Here is a 25,973-nt window from a genome sequence, read left to right on the forward strand (position 1 = left end):
CGTCAGGGTCAGCACCGCGATACCGAGGGCCGCGCACCATACCGTGGCGCTCCGAGCGGTCATACCCGGATTCTACGGCGGGAGATCACAAGATGCCTCGTGATCAATGAGGTCGCCGCCCCAGTTCTGGTGGGACAGGACAACACACCCGCAGATCGTGACATCGAAAGCGACGCCTCCAGATGCAGAGCAGGGGCCGCTGACCTGCGCTTTGGCCACTTTGGATGCCACAGGTCGCCTCCTGGCCATGCCTTTGGCCACATCGGTGGCGCTCGGCCAGTTCTGCTGTCGCCTGACACTCACAGCCACACCTGAATGAGATTGGGGCGCTGGTTGCCCATGGGAGCGATAGATGCCTGGCTATTGGGGCGCTGGGAGCGAGATCTGTGACCACCAGCTGACACGCGGGTGGCCCTGTCACTTGATGTGTAGACGCCCCGATCTGCGATGGCCTCCGGTCGGCTCAGCGTCGCCAGACCACGGGCTCCTCACGGTAGTCCGCGTCGGCGAACTTGGCGCCGACGATCGCGACGCCGGTCCTGGCCCCGGCCAGCCGGCAGGACTCGAAGCTCGCTCCCACCTCGGAGAAGCCCTGGGGCGCGCTCTCCCGGTCGCAGTCCGGCATGGTGCCGGTCAGGACCGCGCCGGTGCCTCCGCCGTCCGCGGTCACCAGGGACAGGATGGGGCCCGACGAGTAGGAGTGGTCGGTGCCGTCCACGTTCTCGATCGTGAAACGGATGTAGTAGGGCGTGATGCCCTTGGCTCGCTGGCCGTACTGACGCAGGAGGTCGGCTGGGTCGCCCTTCTCCACGTCGGTGACGGTGACGCCTATCGTGCCCTTCCGGTACGGGATCACCGCGCGCTGGCCGGCCTTGAGCCGGGTGCCCGTCGCGGTCGTCTCGGCGCGTGTTGCCTGCCCGGACTTCTGCTCGGTGGTCTCCGGCTCGGCCGGTTCGTCCTGTTCAGCCGGGGCTGATGATTCCTGTGCGGGAAACTCGGCCCGGGCCCGATCCTCCACCGGAGGCTGAAGGGAGCCGCAGCCGGCGATCGCGATGGTGGCCACGCTCAGAATGCCTGCCAGGGCCCGCCGCAGAATCGCGGGGTTGTGGGTGGTGAACATGACAAGCGATCTTCACGCACCCGTACGGCGTAAGTCGATGGCATGGGCTCCACGCTTGCTTGACTCAGAGTCCATGCTCGGCACGGCACCCACAGGACGCACCCGCCTCCCAGCCCGCCAGGTTTGCCGCGCCTCCCGCACGCACGCGTCCGCGCCGAAGACGCCAAGGCCGCCGACAAGGTCAACCCCGCGTCAGATCAGCTCGGTCTTGTAGAAGATGCTGGCCTTACGCGCTCCCGCCACGCCCGAGGCCAGGCCGAGGCACAGCCGCGGGGCACCGGAGACGAGCTGGATGGCCATGCCCTCGGGCTCGCGGTAGTCCAGGGACTTGCCGGCCACGCTGCGCGCCCGCTGGACCTGCTCGCCCGTGCGCAGGTCCAGGCAGGTGACGTAGGTGTTGCCCGGCGCGGGGTTGGCGTCGCTGTAGGCCGTGCCGGTCAGGATGTAGACGAAGTTGCCGTAGGCCGCGTACCCCTGGAAGGTGCCCAGCCCCGACGGCTGGGCGATGTCGGACAGCGGCTGGGCCGAGCCCGCCTTGAGGTCCTCCAGCGAGTAGAGCGCGTAGCGGAAACGGCTCCCGTCCCAGTAACGCATGACCAGCCGGTTCGTGGAGGGATCGATCGCGCACGTGGTGTTGTCCGCCTCCGCGATCGGCTTGTACTTGGTCAACGCCGGCGACGAGGTGGTCAGCGTCTGGCCGTTGACGAACTTGAACCTGGCCAGCCTCGTGCCCCGGGAGCTCGTGCCGTCGCTCACCGCGTCGGTCTCCGTCCACAGGTAGGCCGACGTCCCCGACGGCTCGACCCCGAACTGGACACCGTGGCCGAAGCCCATCAGATACATGTGGCCCAGGACCGTGCCGGTGAGGCTGAGCTTGGACAGGCACAGGTGGCCCGCCGCGCCGGAGCCGGCGCCGTTCTTCACCTGAAGCGTGTAGATGTGACCGTTGCGGTTGTCGAAGGCGATCGACTGCAGGACGGTCTCGTCGTACAGGGCCTTCTTCCAGATCAGCGAGGTTGACGGGGCGGTCAGCTGGAACCGGCCCTCCGCGGCTGCCGCGGGCTCGGCCGCCAGAACGGCGGTCGCCGCGACACCGGCGCCGATCTTGAGGAGCCCTCTGCGGGAAACGCGTACATGAGAGGTCATATCTTCTGATCCCTTGTTAGTGGTTGTGCCGGGGTCACCGGGCCGAGGGCGACAGCCACGATGGGCCTATGGCCTGCTCACTCGATGGGCCCGGTGACCTGCTCGAACCGCTTGTCCGCGGGAAGGCCGCCGAGGCCGGCCACCTTCGGGTCCGGAGCCGTCGTCCTCAGCAACGCGACCAGGGCCTCGGCGGGCTGCCCGGCCATCGTGGAGGCCACCGTGGAGCGCGCGGCGGTGGCGGCCCTGGCTTCGTCGGCCGTCTGCGGTGCGCCCTGCGACTCGCCCTGCCCGATCACACCATTGTCGTACGGCAGCGTCCCCCCGGGCCCGAGCGGGCCCCAGCCCTCGCTGTAACGGGACACCGCCATCAGGTAGGTGTGCCCGGTCTCCACCCGCGGCGTGTCGTGCCCGGCCAGCCGCCGCCGCACATCGCCGGAGAACTCCCACCCGGCCAGGTTCATGGGCAGCGAGGCGGGCAACGGTGCCGCCCCTTCCCGGCTCCACAGGACCCGCTGGACCGCCAGCGTACCGGTGCGCCCGATGTAGCCCTCCCCGATCCGCAGCTCCTCCGCCGACGGGGGAACCTCCTGCTCGGACAGCAGCTCCACCTCGGCCACGTGATCGGCGTAGCCGACCCAGTCGGCCGGCAGGTCCGACGGCAGGCGCGCGTCACCGTGCGCGATCGTCACCTCGCCCGCCGCCGGCGGGCTCTGGGCCGAGCCGGTCGAGAAGTACGCCCCCGCCCCCAAGCCGGCCAGGGCCGCCGTCACCCCTGCCACCAGGCTCTTGCGTGCTCGCATGTGCCGCAGCACCTTCCTCGTCATGCTCTAGTACGTGGCGTTGATCATGTCGACGTTGTGCGCCCCCAGGGATGACGACGCCGACGGATTGGTCATGCAACCCAGCCTCGTATCGTCATTGTCCAGCGGCAGATTGGCGTTGGCCCCATGCGTCAGGCCCACGGCGTGCCCCGTCTCGTGGCAGACGGTGGTGATGCTCGGCGTGGAGGACTTGAACCGTACGTAGTGCTGGTCACATCTGTTCGCGTTGGCGTCGACGCGGTCGTTGCACCAGGCGAATCCCACGTAGCCGTCGGGAATGGTGCCCTGCCAGTAGACGATGTCGGTCTCGCCGCTGCCCGTCCACACCACGGTCGACTTGTAACTGAAGTTGAGGTCGGTCGAGTTGTACCGGCCGGCGATGGTGTTGATCGCTGACTTCGCGGCGCTGGAGATGCCGGAGGTGTTGTAGTAGTAGGTGACGGTGCTGTTGTCGGTCTGGCAGAAACCGGCGGTGACCAGCGTGGCGCTGCTCGGGCAGGCCCAGCGCGTGTTGGCCGTCGGATACATGTTGTCGGTGATCGGCGCGGCGGACGCGGGGGTGCCGGTGAACCCCACCAAGGCCAGGGCTGCGGCCGTCTGGCCGAGCCACCGTAAGGTTTTGCGCAAGTGCGGGCCCTTCGTGGTCCGGGTCGTGTTCGTCACCAGAGTGTGCTCCCCGCACCCCGGAAACGTCGTTGGCCGGCAGTCCTCACTTGCTTGACGGAGAGTCCACTTCAGGGCCGCGAAGGGGGGTGTCCGCGGCCGCCTCGCCACCCGCCCGGATCAGGGCGGGCGCAGGCCGCGTAGCCGGGACCACGAGATCAGCACGTGGACCCGGTCCGGCAGGTCGAGCTTGGCCAGGATGCTCGATACATGCACTTTCACGGTGTAGCGGCTGATGCGGAGCCGGTGCCCGATTTCGTCGTTGGAAAGACCCTGCGCGATGAGCTCGCAGACCTCGTGTTCGCGCTCGGTGAGCAGGCCGGCCGCGGCCAGCAGCGCCCGGTCCTCATCGGTGGGCAGCATGGGCTGCAGCGCCTCGATCATCCGCGTGGTGGCCTCGGGTGCCAGCACGGACTGCCCGGCCGCGACGATCCTGATGCCATCGCGGATCCGCTCGCCGGGCGCGTCCTTGAGCAGGAACCCGCTGGCCCCGGCCTGCAGTCCTGCGTAAACGTAACTGTCGAGGTCGAAGGTCGTCAGGATCAACACGCGGGTGGCTTCGCCGGCGTTGCGCTCGACGATGCGGCGGGTCGCCTCGATCCCGTCCATTCCGGGCAGGCGGATGTCCATCAGCACCACGTCCGGCCGGTACTCGGCCACCGCGGCCACCGCGGCGGCGCCGTCGCCCACGGCGCCCACCACGGTAAGGTCCTCAGCCGCGCCGACCAGGCGTACCAGCGCCTCCCGGAGGAGCTGCTCGTCGTCGCAGATCAGGACCCGGATGCCGGTCATGACACGCTCCGCAGCGGCAGCGTGGCGCAGACCTCGAACGTGCCGGAGTCGCCGGTCACCTTGACCGAGCCCCCCAGCAGCTCGACCCGTTCCCTCATGCCGATCAGCCCCACGCCGGCCCCGTTCCCGATCGTTCCCGCTTCGCCGCGCACCGAGTTGGTGACGCGTATGGTCAGGCGTACCGGTTCGTAGGCCAGCAGCACCCGTACGTCGACGGCCCCGGCGTGCTTGGCGACGTTGGTCAGCGCCTCCTGCACGACGCGGTAGGCCGCCAGCTCGATGCTGGCGTCCACCTGCCGTACGGCTCCTCGGCGCTCCAGCAGCACCCGTGGCCCGCCCGGCGGCGAGGCCGCCACCAGGTCGTCGAGCTGCTCCAGCTTGGGAGGCGGCGCCAGCGGATTGTGCCCGGGCGGCGCCTCTCGCAGCACGCCGAGCAGCCGCCGCAGCTCGGCCAGCGACTCCCGGCCGGTACGGGCCACGCGGCGCAGTGTCTCCTCCATCCCGTCGCCGGTGTCGGCCCCCGCCTCGGCGTCGAGGACCATTGTGGTCACCGAGTGATTGAGGATGTCGTGCAGTTCCCTGGCCAGCAGCGCCCGTTCGCGCTCGGCCGCCCGCCGCACGAGGTCCGTCCGCTCGGCCTCGAGCCGCCGCGAGCGCTCCTGCAGCTCATGGATCCGATCCCGCTGCCGCGCGTCCACCCTCCCCACGGCCCAGAACCCGACGAACAGCAGCGAGAGCGCCGAGTAGACCGCCAGGACCCGCATGGAGTCGCCGATGGACAGCAGCGTCAGCGGCAGACCGGCCAGCAGCAGCACCAGCACCGAGACGACACCGATCACTCGCCGATCCGCCCGGCCCCACGCCCCCAGACGGGAGGCGGCGATCAGGGGAGCCACCAGGACCGGCATCTTCATCAGTGCCAGCGCCAGCTCGAGCGCGACGACGATGCCCAGCGCGGTCAGCGGGTATCGGCGCGACCACATCAACGCGAGGGACTGCCCGCACGCGAGCGCCAGCACGCCGGCGTCCTGGCCGCGCCCGATCAGCCAGCAGACCAGCGGCGGCAGGATGGCCAGCACACCATCGCTCATCCACTCCAGGTGGGCTTGGCGCTTCGCCGCAGCCGCCGGGTGCGCCGCCAGCCACGAGCCACCAGCACCGCCACCGGCGCCCAGGGCGTCAGCGCGATCGTCCAGCTCAGCGCCAGTGGCGGCCCCGGCTGCTCGATCGCCCGGATCGGCAGCACCCCTGTCGCGGTCCCGCCCGGTCCCTCCACGGCGAACTCGAACCGCCATGTGCCCTCCTCCGGCAGCGAGACGACGTCCAGCCCCCACACCTGGCGCGCTCTCGGGTGCCTCGGCAGCACGATGCTGTCGCCACGCCGCTGCAGGACGATGCCCTTGAGCCCCCGCCGGTCGCCGGACGGTGAGACGGTCGTGACCAAGCCGGTGCGCCCATCGATGCCACCCGTGGGCTCGAAGGTGAAGTCGAGCGACTGCAGCGCGTGGATCGGCCACTCGGTGAACGATACGGTGATCGCGGACTGGTCGCTCATGCGTACGGTCTCGCTGTGAACGATCTCACCCCGCAGGGGCGCCGCCATGGCCGGGCCGGCACCGGCCAGCACAACCGTCCCCGCCGCGAGTACCGCGGTGATGAGGCGTCTCATGCGGGCACCGCCCCTGTCGTGCGCAGGCCGAAGCGGCGCAGCATGACCGCGCACTGCCAGCCCAGCCAGCCCGTGCCCGCTCCGAGGGCGGCCACCGCCACCAGTGTGGCGGGCAGGTTCATCTCCAGCCCCACGGCGCCGTAGAAGATCGCGGTGTTGACGCCGGCCAGCGCGCCGACCGTGGACGTGATCCATCGCGGGCTCACCCCACGCCGTACGGCCCACGCCACCGCCCCTCCGGCCAGCAGCGCGACCAGCGGGAACGTGACGGGAAACCCGATCAGCACCTGCGGCATGCCGGAGGCGTAGTCGCGCACCGGCTGGCCGATCGCCCCGGCGTACCAGCGGGTGGCGGCCGGGACGCACAACGCGAGCCCGCCCTGCACGACCACGAACGCCAGCCCGGCCGCGGCCGGCCACTGCCAGCGCCGGGTGAGCCCGACGATGAGGCTCAGCATGAGCGCGCCCACCGCGCCGAGTCCGAGCACGCGCGGCGCCACGCCCGGCAGCCAGTCGAAGATCAGCTCGGACAGCATGCCGAACGCCGACGTCGAACCGAGGGTCGCCAGACCGATCGCCACCGCCAGGCCCCACCTCTCGGACCTGGTCCGCCGCAGCACGGCGAACGCCATCACCATGGCGAAGATCTCCACCTGGATCGACAGACCCAGCCCGAAGTGCGAGGGTGTCGTCCCGGCCGCGATGTCGAAGCCGTACAGGTCGTGCCACCACAGGTCGGAGCCCGCGTACAGCAGGTTGGCCGCCGCGCCGAGCCCGCCCACCAGGAACGGCCAGGGCGCGCGGAACGTGCGGAACACCGTCACCGACGGTGTCCCGGTCACCGGCCCCCGCGCCCAGGTCGACAGCAGCACCACAGACAGGCAGGACAGGCCGATGATGGCGGTGCCCGCGTACAGCAGCAGGTGGGGCGCGGTCCAGAAGTTGTCGGGCCCGACGTCGCCGTGCCACTGACCGTCCCAGATCATGCCGGCCAGCAGTGTGGCGTAGCCGGACATCAGGAACCAGGCTCCGGCCACCTCCCTGCGCGGCACCTCACGAGCCTGTGGATCCGTTAATGGTTGTATGGTCATGGGGGTATCTCCTTACTTTCCGACCAGTGTGTTGACCTTGATGACCTCGGTGCCAGCGGCTCCCCGCACCCGGATGCGGATCTCCCAGGCACCGGGCATGGTGAACAGCTCGCCGCGGGCCACGTATCGTCCGGCGCCGTCGTCCCGCGCGGGGATCTCCAGAGTCGTGTGGCCCATGTGCGGCATCACCCCGAACAGCGACACCTCCGCAGGGGAGGCCGGCTCGATCTCGACCCTCGCCTCCAGCGGGCCGGCGCTCGGCTCGAGGGCGACGACGACCGCATAATGCGCGCCCCTGCCTGACAGCTCCACGGGGCCCGGCCCCTCGCCGCCGCGCAGGATCCAGACGATCCCGGCCGCGAGCAGCAGGAGCGGAAGCGCGATGAACGCGAAGCGCCGCGTCATGGCGTGCCCCCTACCTCGATGACGGACGGAGCCGTGACGATCTCGTAATTCCTCGCGTACTGGATCCACACCAGGTACCGGCCCGGCCGGGGAAAGCTGAAGGTGAACTCCAGCCTGGGCCCAAAGCCCGCGACGGACTCGTCCGGCACGCGCTGCGAACCGGCGACCATCGAGCGGGCCTCGTGTACGTGGCCGAAGAAGCCGCCGTCCTGGCTGCGCACCAACAGGTGCCCGGCCATGCCGAGCCACGACTGCAGGCCGGTGACGCCGGTGTCGAGCGTGACACGCACGGGCCGCCCGGCCACCGGCCGCAACGGCTCGGTGACCGGGATTCCTCCCGAACCCGCACCTGCGACGGCGGTGACGCCGTCTGATGCCTGCTTCGGGCCGCCCAAAGTGAACTCCCCCGAAACCAGCTGCCCGCCCGCGTCAGCACGCTCGAACTCGGCGTACACCCGATGTCGCCCTTCCCCGTGCGCGCGCAGCCGCACCTCGTACGTGCCGGGCGCCGTGCGGATCGCATGCACGTGACGGAAGTACGAGCCGTCCTGGCTTGTCACCACGACATGCAGCAACGCGGCATGGTGCTCCACCAGATCGTCCGCGGGGACGCCCGTCGAGCCGTCGAACAACTCCACGCGCAACCGGAACTCCGACCCAGGACTGGGCTTGCCGGGCAGAATCTCGATCACCGATTGCGCGTTCGGCCGTCCCAGCATCACATCACGCGCCACGGGCGGCGCCCCCTCAGGCGCCACCGGAGCGAACCACGGGGACAGCAGCCCAGCGGTGAACCCCACCACCGTCGCCACCACGACCCCGCCCGCGCACCCCGCCGCGACCACGCGCCTGGACAACGCCGCGCTCACCAGGGCACCGACCAGCGCCACCGCCGCGCAGGCGAAGGCCGCGTACACGACCACCTCCCACAGCGGGGTCTGCGGCACCAGCACGGCGAACGGCAGCACCGACCGTTCCCCGCCCGCGCGGACCTCCAACTCGTGGAGACCCACCCGATCCACCGAGAGCGCCACCGGGTACATCCCTGGCCTGCCTGCCTTGACCTGAACGATGCCGGACGAGGAGCGGCCACTCTCGACCGACCTGATCACCAGATCGATCCGGCCACCCCGGCCAGGCGCGTGCGCGACCACGTCCACCTGCAGCGGAGCGGGTACCCGTACGCTCGCCCGGACCACAACGGTGATCTCCATACCGGCGATCGTCTGGGCGAAGCGCACATCAGCCTCGCTACTGCGTCCGTGCGCCCACGCGGGCCCCGCCCAGGCGCCGACGATCACCAGCGCGACGACGGTCGCGATCAGACGTTTGAGCACACGGCGAAGCCTAGGAAGCCGCCCTCGCCTCGCACATCAGGCGCGGGCACTAACCCGCCTAGTTCCCGGGAACTATCACGACGCCCAGCGAAGCCCCCTAGCGCTGCCACCGGGCCAATGCGCGGAGCCAGGCATGGCCGCCACGGGCGCCGGCGGTCTCGCGGGGACGGGCCCGGCTGTCGAGTGAGGGTCAAGGATCCGGTCACTCACAGCCAACGACACCATGACTGGCGCCCTGCAATATCAGGCCCTGGGATTCCCGGTCTTATTAGACCTCTGGGCGAGAGGCCGCCGAGCTTTCACAGGTTGTCGGGCCGGCGGTCGGTGAAGTTCATTGAACACTGGTCAGATACCGCGTTCGATCGTTTTCCGTGTTTCACCTTCCGGGCGATCTTGCGAATAACTATTACTTGATGTAAAGGTGACGTTCATGGCACCCGATCCCGAGAACGACAACAGCCAGACGCCCATCACCACCTCCGACGTGTGGAACCTGAAAGCCGATCCGGTGCGGCTGGAACTGATGGCCGAAGCGTGGCGACGCCTCGGTTCCAAGGCGCGTAGCGCGGAGGGAAAGATCAACGACTCCGCCCACGAGGTGTTCTCCAAGGAATACTGGACGGGAGACACCGCCGACGGGTTCAACGACTACCGCAAACGCCTGACCCAGGACATCGAGCGGGTCGGCGCGTGGGCGGACAACATCGCGCAGGTGCTCGACCTGACGGCCACGACGCTCCGCGTGCAGCAGGGGCTCCTCGACGACGAGCGCGACAAGCTCAACGCGGTGCCCGTGAGCACCGACGCCCAGGGCCTGACGTTCCGGCCCGCGGACGCCGGCCAGACGGGCCTGGTCCACAGCGCGATCAGCATGGCTAACGAGGTCCGCGGGCATGTGGACGGCGTGCTCTCGGAGAAGCGGCAGGACCTCGACTTCTACCACGAGCAGTTCGACCTGATCGCCCAGCAGTGGCAGCCCCGCTCGATCCGCCTGATCAACCTCAACATCGGCCAGGGCGCGGGCAACTCCCCGGGTGCGTCGGCCGGCACCGACTCCCAGGACCTGGACGAGATCGCCGCGGTGATCGCCGACCAGGACGCGGACGTCGCCACGGTGCAGGAGGTCTTCCAGCACGACCTCGGGAGCCTCGAGGACGAGCTCGAAAGCCGTACGGGCGACAACTGGGACGTCCGGTACGAGGAGGCGAGCGACAAGTACCACGCCAGCGACGAGTGGCCCGTCCTCGGCGACCGCGTGCACGCGTCGTTCGGCAACGCCGTCCTCGTTCGCGAAGGGGACGTCATCGGCAGTTCGGGAGACAGCGAAGGGGTCAAGCTCGACGTCCCCGGCGGCCAGATCACGCTGCCAGGCAATCAGCCGGGTGCGGGCAACCACCACATCGAGGACGGCGAGGGCCGCTCGGCCACCGGGACGGAGATCCAGATCCAGCAGCGGTGAGCGGCCTACCAGTCGGGCACCTGCACGTCGAGGACCTGGCCGTCGTGGTCGGAGGTGGCCCCGTCCACCAGGAGCGGCTGCTCGTCCATGATGAAGGCGGGCGAACCGGCCACGTGGTCGATGCGGGTCTGGGACGGCGAGGTGCCCACGACGTCGCCGTCGCCGTTGACCGCTCCCGAATAGACCGTGTAGCCCTCCTCCGTGAAGGACTGGATGGCCGCGCCGGAGGAGTTGTCCTTGGTGTTGTCGCCGTTCTCGGTGACCACGTTGAGGTCGCCGCCCATGATGGACGGGCCGCCGTTCATCGCCTCGTGCAGCCGGTCGATCTGGCCGGTCCTGATGTAGTCGTCGTACTCGTGCGCCCCGTGGCTGTGGACGTGGGCGCTGTAGACGTCGAACCCCTGGCTGGCGCCCGCGAAGAGCCGGTCGGCAAGTTCGTCGTCGAGGTCCTTGAACGCCTGGATGACCCTGCGCAGCCGCTCGCCGTCAGAGCCGAGCACGCCGGTGAAGACCTCCGCGAGCTTGTCGGCGGCGGCCTTCGTATCCGCGTGCGCGGACCCCGCCGCCGTCGCGTTGGACGTGTCGCCGAACGCGTTGGACCCCGGCGCGACCCCCGTCGGCACGTAAGGGACGGCGTCGGGGCCGTCCGACAGCGCGCTGCGTCCCTGATCCATCGCGGTACGCGCCTCGTCCACCTGCGCCGCCAGGTCACCGACCGGGCCGAACTTCATGCCTGCCTCAGTACCCATGGTCGAGACCCTACCGAGGTCGACGTGGACTCGATCGCTGTTCGCCGCCACAAGGTGCCCCGCCCGTGGCTGGGCCCGTTATCTCCTGCAGATGAGGTGGTGGGGAGCACGCCGGTCAGAATACGTGCGTTCCGACTGTGGCTCCCGGGGCTCCTCACAGCGATCCCGCCAGGTCGCGCATCGGAGATCATTCCTGATGCGGAACTCGTACCCCTTCGAGGTCCGCCGCGCGGGAACCCACCTCGCTGCGATCGCCGGGTGCGACTCATCTGGATCAACCGGTCCTGGGCAGGACGGCCCACCGTCCGTTCTTGGCCTGGAGTCGCGGGGTTCTGGACAGTGGATCTCCGGCTCGCCGCCTGCTCCAGCGTTTTGGCGGGGGCACATGCCAGGCATGGGCATGGCCCCGCGGCTCGGCCGGGCGCCTGGGCTCGGGCGGCCCGGCCGTCGTGACGGTCAGCGATCGGCCACAAGCGAATTCAACCGGTTATTTTCTCCATCGCTTGTCGTTGAGAAGCTTCCAGGCCGTCTTTCCCGCCGCGGTCCGGTCATTTTTGATCTTGATGATGGCGGCGTCCAGGAACTGGCCGGGAAATACCTGGCGAATGCCCGCCTTGCGACATGCCGAGATATAGACGGTCGCCGTCATGTTGAGATTGGCATTGATGTCGCACGACTTCGGGGGCGAGGCCGTAACGAAGACCGCGACCGTCGTGTCGTGCGGCACGGCCGCCGACGCAGCAGGAGCGGCGAGGCCGACACCGAAGCCGATCAGAAGAGCGGAGACGAATGCGGTGAGTTTTCGGTTCATCGAATCCTTGTCCGGGGAATCGCGGGTTCACGGCGTTCGGCCGAGGATTGATCAGGAGTGCCTGGCATGAGTCGCTAGCAGAGGGGTGCGCCCTTGACGCCGTTGGTTCCGGAGCTGTGGAGCCAGCCGGTGACCTTGGCCTTGATCACCCGTACTCGGAACCAGACGTTGGATCCGCTACCGTCCAGCTCGCCCGGGTACCAGCAGCTGATCTCGAGCGGCTCTCCTCCCACGCAGTCGTAGAGCCGGTCGGCGCCGAATCGAGTGGCCGATCGCACGCCCCACGAAGCCTTGCAGGTGCCGCCGGCATACGCGGCGGCAGATACGCCGACAGATGCGGCGGCAGGAGTCACGCCGGCTGTCATCATGCCTGCGGCTGTGGTGACGACCGCGCCGCCGAGGGCGATGGACCTGCTCATCCGAATGCGCAAAATCACTCCAGGGGTGCAGAAGTTGCCGCGTCGTTCTCCGCGGTGGAAGAGCCTTGGGGCTTCCGGAAATCAAAATATTGATCGGCATTGAAATACCGCTGAAAACCCAGTGAACGGGTCAGCGAGGACCGCAACACCGTCAACCGGATGCCCGGGGGCCTTGGCAGCCCCGACCTTGGCCTTCAGGGCCGACCGCGCGATCGAGTTCCGCACCCCACAGCGTGCCACCAGCCCCTATGACGGGCTGGAAGCGGTAAAGGCGACCACCGAGTCAGGCGGCGGGCGGTTCGCCGTCGTCCAGGGAGCGGAGCTTGGCACGGAGGTCGGCGGCCTCGCCGCGGTCGAGATCGGTGAGGATGCTGAGAGCCCGCCGCCAGGTTCCCCCGGCGGCTCGGCGATCGTCCATGGCGTAAAAGGCGTCGCCGAGGTGGGTGAGGGCCTCCGCCTCCCGACGACCGTCGCCGCACGCGCGAGCCAGGTCAGCCGAGCGCTCGTGGCATGCGATCGCTTCCCGATGGTCGCCGAGCAGGTGGTGGATGTGACCGAGGGTGTGCCAGGTGGCGGCCTCGCCGTGGCGGTCACCGATTTCCTGCTGGAGGGTCAGCGCCTGCCGGCACAGGACGAGTGCCCGTTCGCGATTGCCGAGCTGCACGTGCAGCCAGCCGAGATTGTTCAGGCCGTCCGCGTGCCCGGCGTGGTCTCCGGCTCGCGCGTGGAGCTCTTGGGCCTGCTCGGCATAGCCCAGCCCTTCCTCACGACGGCCCATCGACCACAGGACCCAGCCGAGGGTAGAGGAGGCGTCGGCCTGCCCGGCGAGGTCACCGCCCGCGGCGAACCTGTCGAAGGCCTTCAGGAGGTGTGCGCGCGCCTCGTCGAATTGGCGCATGTTGACGTGCGGGTGGGCCAGGCTCCGGTAGGCGTGTGCCTGACAGACCGGGTCGTCCAGCCGGTTCGCGGCCCGTAGAGCGATACTGGCCACGGTGGTGAGGTCGTGCCAGTGCCCCTGCCGTTGGAGGAAAGCCCGCATGCTCCAGGCGAGCTGGCAGGCATGGCGGTCGAATCCCGCGTCGAACGCCTGCTCGACGGAGGCGAGGAGGGTGGCGTGCTCGGCGGTCAGCCAGGACATGGCCCGATCGAGGTCGGCCAGGACGTACGGAGCGACCCCGGCGACCGGTGGCGGCAGGTCGAGGGGCCTGCGGCCCGGCCTCAGCAGCAGCGCGGCGCTGTGCGCGGCGTGCAGGTAGTGGTCGAGGACGCGGTGTATCGCCTCGCGCCGCTCCTCGTCGGAGTCGGTGCTGGCGGCGAGCTCGGTCGCGTAGGCGCGGAGCAGGTCGTGGAAGGCGTACCTGCCGGGTGTGGGCTCGTCGATCAGGTGGGCGCGGGCGAGTTCGGCGAGCAACGGACATACGTGTGACGGCGACATCGCCGCCAGGCGTGCCGCGGCCTCGACGTCGATGTCGGGGCCCGCGTGCACTCCGAGCAGGCGGAACAGCCGGGCGGCCGCGGCGCTGAGCGTGCGATAGGACCAGGAGAACACCACCCTCACGTCCGTGAGCGCGCTGTCGTCGCTGAAGACCGCCAGCAGGTCACGGCTCTGCGAGAGCTGGTCGGTCAGGGCAGCGAGGGGGAAGTCGGGGCGGATCGCCGCGCGGGCGGCCAGGACGGCCAGCGCCAGCGGCAACCGTGCGCAGGCGGCGATGAGGCCGTCCGCGGCCTGTGGTTCAGCGGTGACGCGATCGTCGCCCAGGCGGCGTGCAAGCAGGTCGCGAGCCTCGTCGGCGGACAGCACGTCCAGATTGATCACCTGGGCTCCCTCGGCGGCGATCAGGCTGGAGAGCTGATCGCGGCTGGTCACCAGCACCATGCATCCAGGCGAGCCGGGCAGCAGCGGGCGGACCTGCTCGGCATCGCGGGCGTTGTCGAGCACCACGAGCAGGCGCCGGTCCGCGAGCAGGCTGCGGTACAGCGAGGTCTGCGCGTCCTCGGTTGCCGGGATCCGCTGCGGCGGCACCTGAAGGGCGTCCAGGAATCCGCGCACCGCCACCGCCGGGTCCAGCGGCGAGCCAGCCGGGTGGAACCCGTGCAGGTTCACGTACAACTGACCGTCGGGGAAGCGGTCGCGTGCCCGCTGCGCCCAGTGCACCGCCAGCGTGGTCTTACCCACGCCGGCCGTGCCGACGATCACCATCGTGGCGGACGGCCTCGCGGCCATCTCGTCGAGGACCCTGAGCGGCTCGACGCGCCCGGCGAAAGCGGCCACGGCCGCCGGGAGCTGGGCAGGGCGCACCCCTGAGTACGCCGGCCGCGTGTCAGCGGAGGGCGGGGCGGGGCCGTCATCGGCGGCGGGCTCGCCGTCGGGCCGGCTGACGGGCTCGCCACGGGCGAGGGCGATCAGCACGGCACGATCCGGCTCCGCGAGGGCCAGTGCGTCGGCGAGCATGCGCACCGATCCAAGGCGTGGCCGCCGGATCCGGCCCGCCTCCAGACCGCGTACGGTGCCCACGCTCAATCCCGCGCGCCGCGCCAGCTCCTCCTGCGTCAGCAGGGCCCGCTCCCGCGACTTCCGCAACTCGGCGGCGAGCAGCCCTGACTCGGCCGGCATCTCACGCGCAATCATCACCAGGCCCTCGCAGCCCTCCGGAAGCCGACTCGGCTGTCGCTTGACTGGAACGGCGCCATGCCCTGGCAGCATAGTCCAACCCGACGATCTACCCCGCCGTCACCGCGGCCGTGGCTGGGCTCGCATCAGCCTGTGGGCCAGGCCCGTCGGACGACGAGATCGCCCGCCCGCTGAACTTCTCGTGGCGGAGCGCCGGTCAGCGTGTACTTCAAGAAATGGCTGACGAAGAAGTAGCACCCCGTCGGGATCCCGGGTCTCGGGCGCGGCGGCACCATGCCCCGAGACCGGGGATCAGTACGCAGCACCCGGATCGCCGCGTGACCTTTGGGTCTCGTCAAGCTGGTGACGGACGCGCGCAGTTCTCATACCAGGCCGACGATGACGCCGCTCGGCGGCCGAGCGACGATCACTGCTCCCGGCGCGGGCAACAGACCCAAGGCAGGCGGCATGTTCGGGAGGGGCGGCGACAGTGAAGGGAGCGTGATCGGAATCCGAACGGTGTCGTCCCGGCCCCACGGGGTGATGAGTACGGTTATGGTCACCTCATCCCGGCGCTGTTGGGGGAAGGCCACCAGCATCGCGTCCTCCAAAGGCAGGAGCCGGGTTTCGGCATCCTCCTCGGGCGACGGAGCGAGCCCCATCAGGGAAACCGAAGCGCGCTCCCGTTCGCCGGCACCGAAGGGGTCCCAGCCGTAGGCTTGTGGACGTTCTCTTCGAGGTGCGGGCACTGTGTGAAGAAAGCGCTCGGCGGTGAACACGCCGGTGGTCCGCTGTTGTGCCACGGCCTTTCCCGACGCTTGTTCCAGCACCATGCCGTCCTTCTCGCCCCAGGTCACCGACAGGGCGCCCCCGTCCGCTGACCGGTACATCCGGACGCTGTCCGGCCTGGCTGATACCTTCCGCTCGCGCCGCCACGCCTCGGCACCGGTTTCGGGATCCAGTCCGAGTACGGCCAAGGTGAACGTCCTCACTCTGTCGCCACGGGATTTCTCCCCAACCCACTGAGCGCAGACGAGGAGTTGGGCGAACACGTCTCGGGCCAACGTCCCAGAGCCGGCGATCAGGCCATAGCCGTCCTCCCAACCACCCGCGCAGCCTTTCGGCGGGGTGTAGTGCCAGGCCGGTTTGGAGGTGTCCGGGTGCCAACCGGTCAAAACCCCGGGGGACAAGCTGTATTTCTGTTTCGCGGAAAGTGCGGTGATGACGCCTTTGGCATGCAGAAATGGGTTGTCGGCACCTCCCCAGGGATTCACGTGCTCGGCGAGGACCATGCCTGTGTAGGCGTCCAACAGCGCGGTCCGCTGTTCGGTCTTGGCTCTGCTGCCGTCGGCAGCAGCCGACGACTGTTTGAACGTGACCATCACAAGGCCGCCGTCAGCCGACGGTTCGACATCGTCGGCGTGGCTTCCCGGCTTGCGGTAGCGCCAGCGTTCCTCGCCCGTAACGCTGTTCAGCGACACAAGGCCGTCCGCGATCTGCACCACCACGCCGCCACCGGCGATGGCGAGGCCCCCTACAGGAGAGAGGTCCGCGGCTTTCCACCGCCAGCCTACTCTGCTCACCGAGGTGGGCACCGCCGCCACAGGCTCACCCTTCTTGTTCATGGCGGTGCCCGTCCCGCTGGCGACGGAGTCGATGGGCATCACCGTGATGGCGGCCAAAGTGGCGAGGCTCGTTGCGACCACGGCGGCCGATCCGCCCAGCACTCCCGCGATTCCCAACCTCGCCGGCTTGAACGCGATCGCCATTCCGAGGAATCCCGCCGCCGCTGCCGTCAGACCAGTTCCGTAAGCGGCAGCGAACGCCTCCCGCCCATCGAGCGCGAAGGCGCCTGGCTGGATCCAGTGGTACGCGGCGGCTGCTCCCAGGACGACAGCACAGGTCACCGCCGAAGCCCGGATCCGATCGGCCGGCGGCGCGCCGACCGGGTCGTGCTGTGCCGTACGGCGAACCGCCTTGACGGTCGCGACGGTCAGCCACAGGGCGAGCAGAGTCCCCAGTAAGAGCGCTACCGATTCGACGCCGGACGGGTGAAAAGCCGATGCAGGCACCGCCGGCGAGTCAATCGGCCACTGCCAGGCGACGTACGCGGTCACGATTCCGGCGAATGCCAGTCCGCAGCTGAACCAACCCCACCACGAGCGATTCAAGATGGTGTCTCCCCAGGATGCGCCACCGAACCACTCCCTTCTGAGGCGAGATCCGGGAGATGGTCGCGTTCAGTACACACATCAAGCCGGCTCCCATGAGGCGACTTGACCAACGGTGACGACGTGCCGCTGATCTGTCCCTGTTCAGGCCGGGGACTCTCACGGCTGGGCCGCGAGGTGGCCCGCTCGGATGGAACGCCTCCGGGGCGGGGGTCTGCCGGGCAGTGACCGATGCCGCGATGTCCGGCGCGGTGCAGGCGGTCAGGATCATCGCCGCCTCGACAACCGCAGGCTACCGAGACCTCGGCCGGTGCACGTGTCATGAAGATGGATCGCCCCTCTGCTGGATCTCCAGTGCCCGAGATTACCGTCGGGTAATGAAGAATGATCGTGCGGCCGGTCGTTGAAACGACCCTGAAAAACGACTGAAACGGTAGGGCCGGGGATCACACGAAACCTTGGTCGTGGCCGGTGCCCTCGGAGTGCCAGGGAGTCCCGCGGGGATGGTCGTTGTCCTCCGTGGAGTTCGAGCGGTTCGCTGACGATGCGGTGGTGCACTGCGCGACCGAGCGGCGGGCACGAGAAGTGCTGGCCGCGCATGGAGATGGGCGCCGAGCTGCGATCCTGGCGGATCCATCTGGGCACCACCAGCGATCTGGAAAGACTGGCCAGCTGGATGGATCAGGTCATTCGTGACTGGATGAACTATTAGTACCGGCAAGTTCTACCAGACCGCGCTGAACGTCCTTCTCAAGCGCACAACACCTACCTGGTGCGCTGGGCGCGGCGGAAGTTCAAACGGCTGCGGTCATTCAAGAAGGCCCAAGGACCGGGCTCCTGCAACGGCAGCCCACCCTGAACCCTTTTCATCTCTATGCGACCTGCAGTGCTCGGCGGTTTCGAAGGACCGCGATGGCCTTGCAGAGATGGCCGGCCTTGGACGGGCCGCAGCGTAGCCTGCGGAGGATCTTCCAGCTCCTCGGCTGGGCATTCGCGCGTTCGCCGGGTCCGCGCAGCTTGGCGTGGGCGCCCCTCGGCCCTGCGCTGCTGCCGGTCAGGTCGATTGACCTCGACCACCTTGACCTTCGCGCTGCTCAGGTGACGAGCCAGGGCGGCACCGTAGGAGCCGGTACCTTCTACCCCCACCGCATGCAGCCGGCCGAAGGAGCGCATCCACTCCAGTAGGTCTGCGTATCCCGCTCTGGTCGCGGTGGTCGGGCCGGTCGTCCATGCCTTCCACGGTAGCCGCAGGGTTCGCGCAGGTGGCGGTGGGGCTGGTGCAGCGTGTGAAGGCGGGCCCGCCCGCGTGAAGCACCTGCGGTGCGGGCGCGGCACCTTGGCGTCTGCGGAGTATTCAGCAGCGCAGCCGGGCACCTTGTCGGCGGGCGTGCGAGGTCCGCCTGGGGCGGCGGGCGATGGGACCACCTTCTCCCAGGCCGTTCTGGACGACGATGATCCAATGTGCGAACATACGTTCGACAACGTCCTTCAGAAATGGAGTGCATGTGCGCCTCTCAAGCTCTGGCCGTGCTCCTCTTTCCCACCGATTAGTCGCCCTGGCTGGGTCCCTGTTCCTGGCAGCGGTCCTGCTCGTCGCTCAGGCACCCGCCGCCTCGGCCGCCGACACCGTCACCGACCTCGGCGTCGCCGCCGACAGGGGCGGCGACGTGGTGGGGCAGAGCGGCAAAATCTTCGTCGCCGCCGACGATCGGATCGTGGTCACCGAAAGCGACGGCGCGCTCATCGACACGATCAGCGGCCTGTCCGGTGCCGTGGCCCTGTCCGTGGCGGACAACGGCAGGAAGGTGTACGCGGCGCTGCGCGATTCGCATGAAGTGATCGAGATCGACATCGCAACGCTCGCCATCACCAAGCGGATCGACCTCACCGCCTACCCGTGCCCGTCCACGATGGCCCAGTCGTACGAACGGCTGTGGGTCGGATACGGGTGCGGCCAAGCGGGGGAAGGAGGCGTCGTCGCCCTCGAGCTGTGGAGGCCGACACCCACCCTCGTCCCGGTCGGGCCAGGCACGACGCAGCCTCCGCTGGTCGCCGTCGCCGGGAGCACACTGGTGGCGGGAGAGCCGGGAGCCGACCCCGCCTCGATCAGGGTGTATGACGTCAGCACCACCCCGGCCGCCCCGCGCGGTGAGATCCGCGCTGACACGTCCCTGCGGGACCTCGCCCTCGCCGACTACGGGTCAGCGGCGCTGTCGGCGCTGGCCGACACCCACCGGTTCGACGCCTGGGACACGACGACCAACGCCAAGACACGCGCCTACGACAGCGGCGAGCTGAGCGAGCACGGCCTCCCCACCGCCGTCGCGGCCAGCCCGAACGGCGCCTACGTCGTGGGCGGCTGGAACTCTCCCGCGGGCGACGCGGCGGAGCTCGTGGTGTACGACCCGGCCACAGCGGAGGTGATCTACTCGGCCGAGCAGCAGGGGAAGGCACTGGTGGCGGGCAGTGTCGCCTTCTACGGCGTACTCACCTATGCGGTGCTGAAGGAGCCCGACACCGGTCGGATGCACCTCTGGCGGCTGCCGCATTCGCCTTACCACGCCTCCACCCTGACCATGACGGCTCCCTCCGAGGCGATCGCGCTCAAGCAGCTGACCTTCAGCGGGCGGCTCACGCTGAGCACCGGCGCGCTGCCCGGCGTGCAGACGCTTGAGCTGTACCGCTGGCTCCCCGACGGCACCTCCCGGCCCTTCCAGGAAGTCACCACGGAGGCGGACGGCACGTACCAGTTCACCGATACCGCACCGAAATGGGGGTCGTACGAATATCGGTTGTACTGGCCGGGCAACTCATGGTTCAGGGGCAGCGGCGCCTCGGCCATCGTCGAGGTGGGCCTGTACCAGCCGGTGCTCACGGTGACCGGCCCGAAGACCGGCGTCGTCGGCGAGCGACTCGAATTCGACGGAACGTTCGCCGCCGACGGCATCACCTTCCCACGCACCATTGTCACCGTCGTACGTAACGTCTCCAACCCCGATGGCACTACCTCGAAAGCCCTGGCCAAGATGACTGCCGCTGCCGACGGGTCGTTCAGCTTCGCCGACACGCCGACGACGGCCGGCAAGCACACGTACGTCATCCAGCTGGTGGGGAACTCGACAATCGAGCCGGCGAAGACCACCCACGTGGTCGTCGTCTCCCAGCCCCCCGCGTAACCCCTGACGGGGTGACGGCGACCCGAATCGCCGTCACCCATGTCGGCGGGCACGCCGAACCACGGAACTCAGCCCGCTTGGGCCTTCCCGCCACGACGTGCACTTCGTAGTAGTCGCCGGGCGCGTGATCCGGTCGGAAGATCGTGGGTGGCGCCCGCGCCGTCCACCCGGACCAGGATCTTGGCCTGGCCGGAGTCCGGGATCTGCGCCAGCGCCGCACGCAGCACCCGCAGGCGGTCGGCGACGGTGTTTGCTGCCCGCGTTCCCGGGCGCAGCAACATCGCCGGCCGCGCGGGTCGCGCCAGGTCGCGCTCTGCCCATCCGGCCACAGTTCACGGAGTGCTGCGGTCAGCCCCACCCGATCGGCGAGCTTGTGCAGCAGGACCACGCCCGCGTGACCGACCAGCCCTTTTCCGTCGGCGGTGACAGACAACCGGCGGTCCCACCCGATACGCTCACTCACCAGAAAGGTGCACCTGGCTCTGCAGCGGATATGGCTTCGACACCCGGATCCTTGCAGTTCAGGGGCACCTTTTCTCATGCTCTGACGTACAGCTACCGCCCCGGCTGAACAGCTGAGGCTATGACCCACGACGGCCGCCGATCGACTCCCTGCCCATCCCCTCCACGTGATGCCCTGACCCGTGCTATCTCGGGGTTGTGGCGGAACGGCTGGCAGCCCGCCGACGTGGTCAGGATCGCGGCCAGGCGGCTGACCGACTGGCACGGGCGGGCGGCGGCCGATCTCATCGCCTGGGAGATGCGCGCCTACGCGTCGGCCACGGTGGATGAGCGCCGGCGCGACCAACTCGCCGGCCTGGAGGCCGCGGTGTGGTGGAAGGGCGGCTACCTGGTGTAGGGCGACAGGGCCGGCCGGCCGGTAACCGTCTCTGTTGTGCTGGAACTGCTGGGGTTGCTGACCGGGCTGCCCCGGCTGGAATCGTTGAGCCCGCCACCCGGGACCGCTCGCCGTACGGTCCAGGCACGCTCGCACGCCGTCAGCGAGAAAACGCTGGCGCGGGTGCGGGCGCTGCTTGCCAAGGCGGAGTAGACGACGTACGAGGCGGAGACGTTCACGTCGGCTTCTGTGAGAGTCAGAGCTGCCGTTGGATGACCTGTGGGGTTGCGGGGACGGTGGCGTTCTCGATGGACCGTCTTTCCTCGGCGGTGACCAGGCCGAGGCGGTGCAGGATTGCGACCGATAGCCGCCAGTAGCGGCGGGCCTCGTCGTGCTCGCCGGTGTCGGCCAGTGCGTGCCCGAGCCCCCAAAGGCTCTCCGCCTCGCGATAATCGTCGCCATAGCCAGCTTCCCGATTACGGGCCAGCGCCTGGCGGTGGTGCGCCACGGCGTGCTCCGGCTTGCCCGCCAGCCGGTACGCCTCGGCGAGGTTGGCGATAGCGGTCACTAGGTCGACCGTCGCGCCCAACTCCTCCAGGATCGCGACCCCTCGTGCGCCGCACTCGATGGCCTCGTAGAACCGTCCAGAACGCTGGTATGCCAGGCAGAGATAGGTGAGGCTGGCGCTCTCGCCCCAGCGGGCGCCGAGTTCGCGGTTGAGCGCGATGGCCCGCCTGTGGTGGTCGACGGCCTCGTCGAGGCGACCCGCCCCGCGATAGGCCATGCCGATGTGGTCGAGCAGGGCCGCCTCGCGGGGAGTGTTGCCCAGCCGTTGGTGGGCGGCCAGCGAGCGGTGCAGGTTGGCCAGGCCGTCGGCCGGGTTGCCCACGCAGACCTGTATCCAGCCGAGGTCGCCGAGCACCAAGGCCTCGTGCAACGGGTCGCCGGTGTGCTCGGCGGCCCGCAACGCCATCTCGCTGAGGGTCAGCTGGGTACGCCAGCGGCCCGAGTCGAACAGCACGAGCGCGGAGGCCACCGCCAGCGCGACCCCGAGCTCGGCGGCGGGCGTGCCGCGCGACTGGGCGACGGCCGAGAGCAGGTTGGCCTCTTCAACGTCGATCCACGCCTGCAGATCCTCGCCGGTCTCCAGGTCCACGCCAGGATATGTGAGAGACTCCGGACCGAGCTCAATGCGCCAGGTGCCGGATGGTTTCAGCATCCGGGCCGCCGTACGCGCGGTGGCCAGGTAGCAGCGCAGCACGCCTTCGACGGCCAGTTGCCTGTCCGGCTCGCTCCCCTCCTCCTCTGCCCGCTCGCGGGCGAACAATCGGAGCAGGTCGTGCAGACGGTAACGGTCGGGAGCGTGATCCTGCACCAGCCGCGCGTCCACCAGGAGGTCGAGCAGCTGCTGGGCGCGTTCCTTGGGAAGGTCGGCGAGCGCGGCTGCCACTGGCAGGCCGATGTCAGGTCCGTCGAGCAGACTCAGCAGCCGGAACATCCGTGCCGCCGCCACGCCGTCGGGGTCGGCCTTCAGACCTTGGTAACCGGTCTGGAAGCTGGCGCGTACCGCCCGGTCGTCCGCCTGCAGCTCATCGAGGCGGCGGCGAGCCGTGGCCAACCGCCTGGCCAGTACCGACACCGACCAGGACGGGCGCGCGGCCAGCCGGGCCGCGGCCAGGCACAGCGCCAGCGGCAGGCCGCCGCATAACCGGACCACCTCGGCCGCGGCCTCCGGCTCGGCGGCGATCCTGTCCTTACCAACCATGCCGCTCAGCAGGGCCAAGGCATCGGCATCCGGCAGCACGTCCAGCGGCACCTGCACGGCGCCCTCGAACGAGGTGAGCATCCGGCGGCTGGTGATCAGCACCGCACACGTCGCGCTGCCGGGGAGCAGCGGCCGCACCTGCGCGGCATCCTTGGCATTGTCCAGGACGATGAGCATCCTCTTGCCACGGGTCAGCGAACGGAACCGGCCCGCCGCCTCCTCCAGCTCCGTGGGCACCGCGGAGCCCGCCAAACCCAGCGAACGCAGAAACCTGCTGAGCGCTTCAATCGGCTCGACCGGGGCGATTTGGGGCGTGTCACCGTGCAAGTTCACGTATAGCTGACCCGCGGGATAGCGGTCGGCGAGGGCGTGCGCGACTCGGATGGCCAGGGAGGACTTTCCGACGCCGCCGATGCCGCTGATCTGGCAGATCCGCACCGGGCCGGGCCCGTCCTCCGCGAGCGCCGCGCTCGCCCGCGCGACCTCCTCGGCCCGCCCGACGAACGACGCCATCTCGGCAGGCAGCTCCGCAGGCACCGTAACCACGGACATCGTCTCGGCGGGCACCGCTGCCACGAACGTCGTCACCGGCTCTGCTGCCACGACGGGTGCGTCGGCGGGGCGCACGCCGTCGGCCGTCAGCGCCTCGGGCGCCTCCTCTCGCAGCATCTGCTGGTGCAGATCCTGCAGCTCCCTACCAGGCTCTATCCCCAGCTCGTCCACCAGCCGTCGTCTAGCGTCACGGAAGACCTCCAGCGCGTCCGCTCGCCGCCCGTCCTGGTGCAGTGCCGCCATCATCAGGTACGCGAGCCGCTCCCGCAGCGGATACTCGCCAATCCACAACGGCAGCTCAGCCAGCGCCTCTCGATGCCTCCCAAGCCGCAGATCGACCGCGATGTGCTCCTCGACGGCCACCAGCCGCGCCTCCTCCAGCGGCCCGCCGAACGTCTCCCACAGCCACTCCCCGGCAACCCCGGCCAGCGGGGGCCCGCTCCACAGATCCAGCGCTCGCCGCAGCAGCGCGCCCGCGTCCTGGCCGCCCGCCCGCGCCCGCTCGACCAGGTGACGCGACAGGAACAAGTCCACCCGCAGCGGATCGAGGTCGAGCCGGTAGCCAGGCGGCGACGTTGCCAGCTCGATATCGCGGACCCCGGCCAGGACCCTGCGGAGCCGCGACACGTACCCCTGGATGGCGTTGCGTGCCGACGCCGGTGGCTCCTGACCCCAGACGGCCTCCACCAACCGGTTGAGCGGCACCGTGCGGCCCGGATTGAGCAGCAACATGGCCAGCACCGAACGCTGCTGCGGGGTCGAGGGCCCGAGCAGCCTGCCGTCGGCCCAGATTCCCACGGGCCCCAGCAGCCGGAACTCCGAACCGTCCAAACGCCGCCCCTCTCAGTAATTGGCTCTACCCCTACCACAGTCTTTGCTGGAGCGTTGGTGCCATGCTCGCGTCACCGTCTGGGCCCGGTCCCACACTGTTGTGAGGGGATTCGCATCACGTAATTCGTGATCGCCCACAGTTTGCGCTCGTGGTTGCCCATGACCACGCGCGAGTTCGGACGCTCCCGGAAAAACGTGACCACCTCGCCGGGCGCTGGACCGCGCTCCACGGTCACGAAGTCCTGGAGGCGACCGCTCCGTTGAATCACCACCGCGTTTTCGCCACCCTCGGGCTCCGCGGAGAGATCGTCGGCGCCCATGAACACATAAGCCGAGCGTCCGCCGCCGAGCGTGAACTGACCCAAGAACTGCATGGGTTCGCCAGTGTCACGAGAGAATGGCCACTGCGCCTCCTCAAGCCACACCGGCTGCCCGCCGATCTTGGTCACCGGCTCACGGATAGGCCCGGCGGCGGAGGAGAACCCAGGGCGGGCACCAGGCCGGATCATGGATACTCCTTGCGGTTGTACGGTGGGCCATCAAGACATGTGCCGGGGATGTGCGCGCAACACATGTCCTGGCTGGACGCGCTGATGGACGTGGCCGGGTGCGCTGACGCCGGTTACCCGTCTGGCTTCACTTGCTGGGGCGGGCCTCCAGGCGGGTGGTTATGGGCGGGCCGGGGGTACGGCCGGCGGGCGGGTATTCGCAGTCGAGCTGGCTGACGTCCACGTCGCGGCTTTCTCCCCACCCCTCACCTTCGCGGGCGGTATAGACGAACGTGCAGGCTCTGCCGTGCGAGTCGCTGAAGTTGGAGACGTAGATCTCATCGTCGTTGGCGCAGCCCGTCAGGGTCAGCACCGCGATACCGAGGGCCGCGCACCATACCGTGGCGCTCCGAGCGGTCATACCCGGATTCTACGGCGGGAGATCACAAGATGCCTCGTGATCAATGAGGTCGCCGCCCCAGTTCGATCGGGTTCACCCTGACCGAGGAGGTACAGCAGGCGGTGCTGCGCCTACCGAAGACCGCGTGGACGCCCGCCTACGACGCCGACCGGCAGGTAGGCCCCGGCGCCTGGGTGGCCGAACTGGCCGGCCTGCTGGAGCTGACCGGCTGGCCGAAAGGGATGCGGGTCATCGCCCGCAAGGAACGCCCGCACCCCGGCGCCCAGCTGCGCTTCACCGACGTCGACGGCTGCCGCGTCACCTGCTTCGTCACCAACACCAAACACGGTCAACTCGCCGACCTGGAACTCCGCCACCGCCGCCGGGCCCGCGCCGAAGACCGCATCCGCTGCGCCAAGGACACCGGCCTGGCCAACCTGCCGCTGCACCACTTCACCCGCAACCGGATCTGGTGCGAACTCGTCACCCTGGCCTGCGAACTCCTGGCCTGGATGCAGCCGCTCGCGCTGCCCGACCACGCCTTGATCGCGTAGGGTCGGGGGCTGGCGCGGTGGCGTCTCCTGACGGTAGAGCCTGGGGCCTTCGTCTTCCGCCGGTTTCCCGGTCGGTTGTGCCACCCCAGTGACCGTGGCCAGGTT

General features: G+C 69.3%; 23 protein-coding genes and 2 pseudogenes. 5 read left to right on the forward strand and 20 right to left on the reverse strand.

All coding sequences use genetic code 11. From position 1 onward, the window contains the following. Window positions 1-463: 463 nt before the first annotated feature. From ABGB18_RS43920 to ABGB18_RS43965, 10 genes are all read right to left on the reverse strand, one after another. The gene (locus ABGB18_RS43920; protein WP_347701641.1) at window positions 464-1,120 is read right to left on the reverse strand and encodes a hypothetical protein; all 657 of its coding nucleotides are present in this window, start codon (window positions 1,118-1,120) and stop codon (window positions 464-466) included. Window positions 1,121-1,312: 192 nt separating this feature from the next. Continuing rightward, a complete protein-coding gene (locus ABGB18_RS43925) occupies window positions 1,313-2,266 on the reverse strand; it encodes a teichoic acid biosynthesis protein C (RefSeq protein WP_347701642.1) in 954 nt (317 codons plus the stop codon). Between the two features lie 77 nt (window positions 2,267-2,343). Next, on the reverse strand, window positions 2,344-3,066 hold the full coding sequence (locus ABGB18_RS43930; protein ID WP_347701643.1) for a hypothetical protein: 723 nt from the start codon (window positions 3,064-3,066) through the stop codon (window positions 2,344-2,346). Window positions 3,067-3,093: 27 nt separating this feature from the next. Next, on the reverse strand, window positions 3,094-3,714 hold the full coding sequence (locus tag ABGB18_RS43935) for a reprolysin-like metallopeptidase (RefSeq protein WP_347701644.1): 621 nt from the start codon (window positions 3,712-3,714) through the stop codon (window positions 3,094-3,096). Window positions 3,715-3,870: 156 nt separating this feature from the next. Beyond that, window positions 3,871-4,542 (reverse strand): response regulator transcription factor, encoded by a 672-nt coding sequence (locus ABGB18_RS43940; RefSeq protein WP_347701645.1) that lies wholly within the window; start codon window positions 4,540-4,542, stop codon window positions 3,871-3,873. After that, window positions 4,539-5,633: a histidine kinase gene (locus tag ABGB18_RS43945; RefSeq protein WP_347701646.1), complete on the reverse strand. Its 1,095-nt coding sequence runs from the start codon at window positions 5,631-5,633 to the stop codon at window positions 4,539-4,541. Before ABGB18_RS43945 ends, ABGB18_RS43940 begins: the two co-directional genes overlap by 4 nt. Then, window positions 5,630-6,211 (reverse strand): hypothetical protein, encoded by a 582-nt coding sequence (locus ABGB18_RS43950; protein ID WP_347701647.1) that lies wholly within the window; start codon window positions 6,209-6,211, stop codon window positions 5,630-5,632. Before ABGB18_RS43950 ends, ABGB18_RS43945 begins: the two co-directional genes overlap by 4 nt. Beyond that, window positions 6,208-7,302, reverse strand: coding sequence for a hypothetical protein (locus ABGB18_RS43955; RefSeq protein WP_347701648.1), 1,095 nt, complete (start codon window positions 7,300-7,302; stop codon window positions 6,208-6,210). The genes ABGB18_RS43950 and ABGB18_RS43955 overlap by 4 nt, the downstream gene beginning before the upstream one ends. A 12-nt stretch (window positions 7,303-7,314) precedes the next feature. Beyond that, on the reverse strand, window positions 7,315-7,707 hold the full coding sequence (locus tag ABGB18_RS43960) for a hypothetical protein (protein ID WP_347701649.1): 393 nt from the start codon (window positions 7,705-7,707) through the stop codon (window positions 7,315-7,317). Beyond that, window positions 7,704-9,044, reverse strand: coding sequence for a hypothetical protein (locus ABGB18_RS43965; RefSeq protein WP_347701650.1), 1,341 nt, complete (start codon window positions 9,042-9,044; stop codon window positions 7,704-7,706). Before ABGB18_RS43965 ends, ABGB18_RS43960 begins: the two co-directional genes overlap by 4 nt. Window positions 9,045-9,474: 430 nt before the next feature. On the opposite strand from ABGB18_RS43965, the gene ABGB18_RS43970 reads away from it, so the two are divergent. Next, window positions 9,475-10,503 (forward strand): hypothetical protein, encoded by a 1,029-nt coding sequence (locus tag ABGB18_RS43970; RefSeq protein WP_347701651.1) that lies wholly within the window; start codon window positions 9,475-9,477, stop codon window positions 10,501-10,503. Between the two features lie 5 nt (window positions 10,504-10,508). Here the strand turns inward: ABGB18_RS43970 and ABGB18_RS43975 are convergent, their stop codons facing one another. The 6 genes and pseudogenes from ABGB18_RS43975 to ABGB18_RS44000 form a co-directional block, all read right to left on the reverse strand. Then, window positions 10,509-11,252: a hypothetical protein gene (locus ABGB18_RS43975; protein ID WP_347701652.1), complete on the reverse strand. Its 744-nt coding sequence runs from the start codon at window positions 11,250-11,252 to the stop codon at window positions 10,509-10,511. 487 nt (window positions 11,253-11,739) lie between these two features. Further along, entirely contained in the window at window positions 11,740-12,063 is a 324-nt protein-coding gene (locus ABGB18_RS43980; protein WP_347701653.1) for a hypothetical protein, read from the reverse strand. Between the two features lie 74 nt (window positions 12,064-12,137). Further along, window positions 12,138-12,482, reverse strand: a complete 345-nt coding sequence (locus tag ABGB18_RS43985) for a hypothetical protein (protein WP_347701654.1) — start codon at window positions 12,480-12,482, stop codon at window positions 12,138-12,140. A 283-nt stretch (window positions 12,483-12,765) separates the two neighbouring features. Beyond that, complete coding sequence (locus ABGB18_RS43990; protein ID WP_347701655.1) at window positions 12,766-15,111, reverse strand: tetratricopeptide repeat protein; 2,346 nt, start codon at window positions 15,109-15,111, stop codon at window positions 12,766-12,768. Window positions 15,112-15,476: 365 nt separating this feature from the next. Then, entirely contained in the window at window positions 15,477-17,264 is a 1,788-nt protein-coding gene (locus ABGB18_RS43995; protein ID WP_347701656.1) for a hypothetical protein, read from the reverse strand. An 872-nt stretch (window positions 17,265-18,136) separates the two neighbouring features. Then, window positions 18,137-18,292 (reverse strand): annotated as a pseudogene (locus ABGB18_RS44000) (IS5/IS1182 family transposase); the annotation flags it as partial. 477 nt (window positions 18,293-18,769) lie between these two features. Here ABGB18_RS44000 and ABGB18_RS44005 point away from each other — a divergent pair. Beyond that, window positions 18,770-20,440: a hypothetical protein gene (locus ABGB18_RS44005; protein ID WP_347701657.1), complete on the forward strand. Its 1,671-nt coding sequence runs from the start codon at window positions 18,770-18,772 to the stop codon at window positions 20,438-20,440. Window positions 20,441-20,508: 68 nt separating this feature from the next. Here ABGB18_RS44005 and ABGB18_RS44010 read toward each other — a convergent pair whose 3' ends face one another. Beyond that, window positions 20,509-20,769: a hypothetical protein gene (locus ABGB18_RS44010; RefSeq protein WP_347701658.1), complete on the reverse strand. Its 261-nt coding sequence runs from the start codon at window positions 20,767-20,769 to the stop codon at window positions 20,509-20,511. Between the two features lie 329 nt (window positions 20,770-21,098). On the opposite strand from ABGB18_RS44010, the gene ABGB18_RS44015 reads away from it, so the two are divergent. Both ABGB18_RS44015 and ABGB18_RS44020 read left to right on the forward strand, forming a co-directional pair. Next, window positions 21,099-21,299 (forward strand): hypothetical protein, encoded by a 201-nt coding sequence (locus tag ABGB18_RS44015; protein ID WP_347701659.1) that lies wholly within the window; start codon window positions 21,099-21,101, stop codon window positions 21,297-21,299. A 36-nt stretch (window positions 21,300-21,335) separates the two neighbouring features. Beyond that, window positions 21,336-21,491: a hypothetical protein gene (locus ABGB18_RS44020; protein WP_347701660.1), complete on the forward strand. Its 156-nt coding sequence runs from the start codon at window positions 21,336-21,338 to the stop codon at window positions 21,489-21,491. A gap of 43 nt (window positions 21,492-21,534) precedes the next feature. On the opposite strand, the gene ABGB18_RS44025 is transcribed toward ABGB18_RS44020, so the two are convergent. The 3 genes from ABGB18_RS44025 to ABGB18_RS44035 form a co-directional block, all read right to left on the reverse strand. Continuing rightward, window positions 21,535-24,426 carry a BTAD domain-containing putative transcriptional regulator gene (locus tag ABGB18_RS44025; protein WP_347701661.1) on the reverse strand — a complete coding sequence of 964 codons (2,892 nt, stop codon included), beginning with the start codon at window positions 24,424-24,426 and terminating at the stop codon, window positions 21,535-21,537. A 71-nt stretch (window positions 24,427-24,497) separates the two neighbouring features. Then, window positions 24,498-24,875, reverse strand: coding sequence for a hypothetical protein (locus ABGB18_RS44030; RefSeq protein WP_347701662.1), 378 nt, complete (start codon window positions 24,873-24,875; stop codon window positions 24,498-24,500). 187 nt (window positions 24,876-25,062) lie between these two features. Further along, window positions 25,063-25,335 (reverse strand): hypothetical protein, encoded by a 273-nt coding sequence (locus ABGB18_RS44035; RefSeq protein WP_347701663.1) that lies wholly within the window; start codon window positions 25,333-25,335, stop codon window positions 25,063-25,065. A 50-nt stretch (window positions 25,336-25,385) separates the two neighbouring features. On the opposite strand from ABGB18_RS44035, the pseudogene ABGB18_RS44040 reads away from it, so the two are divergent. Further along, window positions 25,386-25,844, forward strand: a pseudogene (locus tag ABGB18_RS44040) (transposase); the annotation flags it as partial. Window positions 25,845-25,973 lie beyond the last annotated feature (129 nt).

This window comes from Nonomuraea sp. B12E4 (assembly GCF_039871825.1).
Lineage (GTDB): Bacteria > Actinomycetota > Actinomycetes > Streptosporangiales > Streptosporangiaceae > Nonomuraea.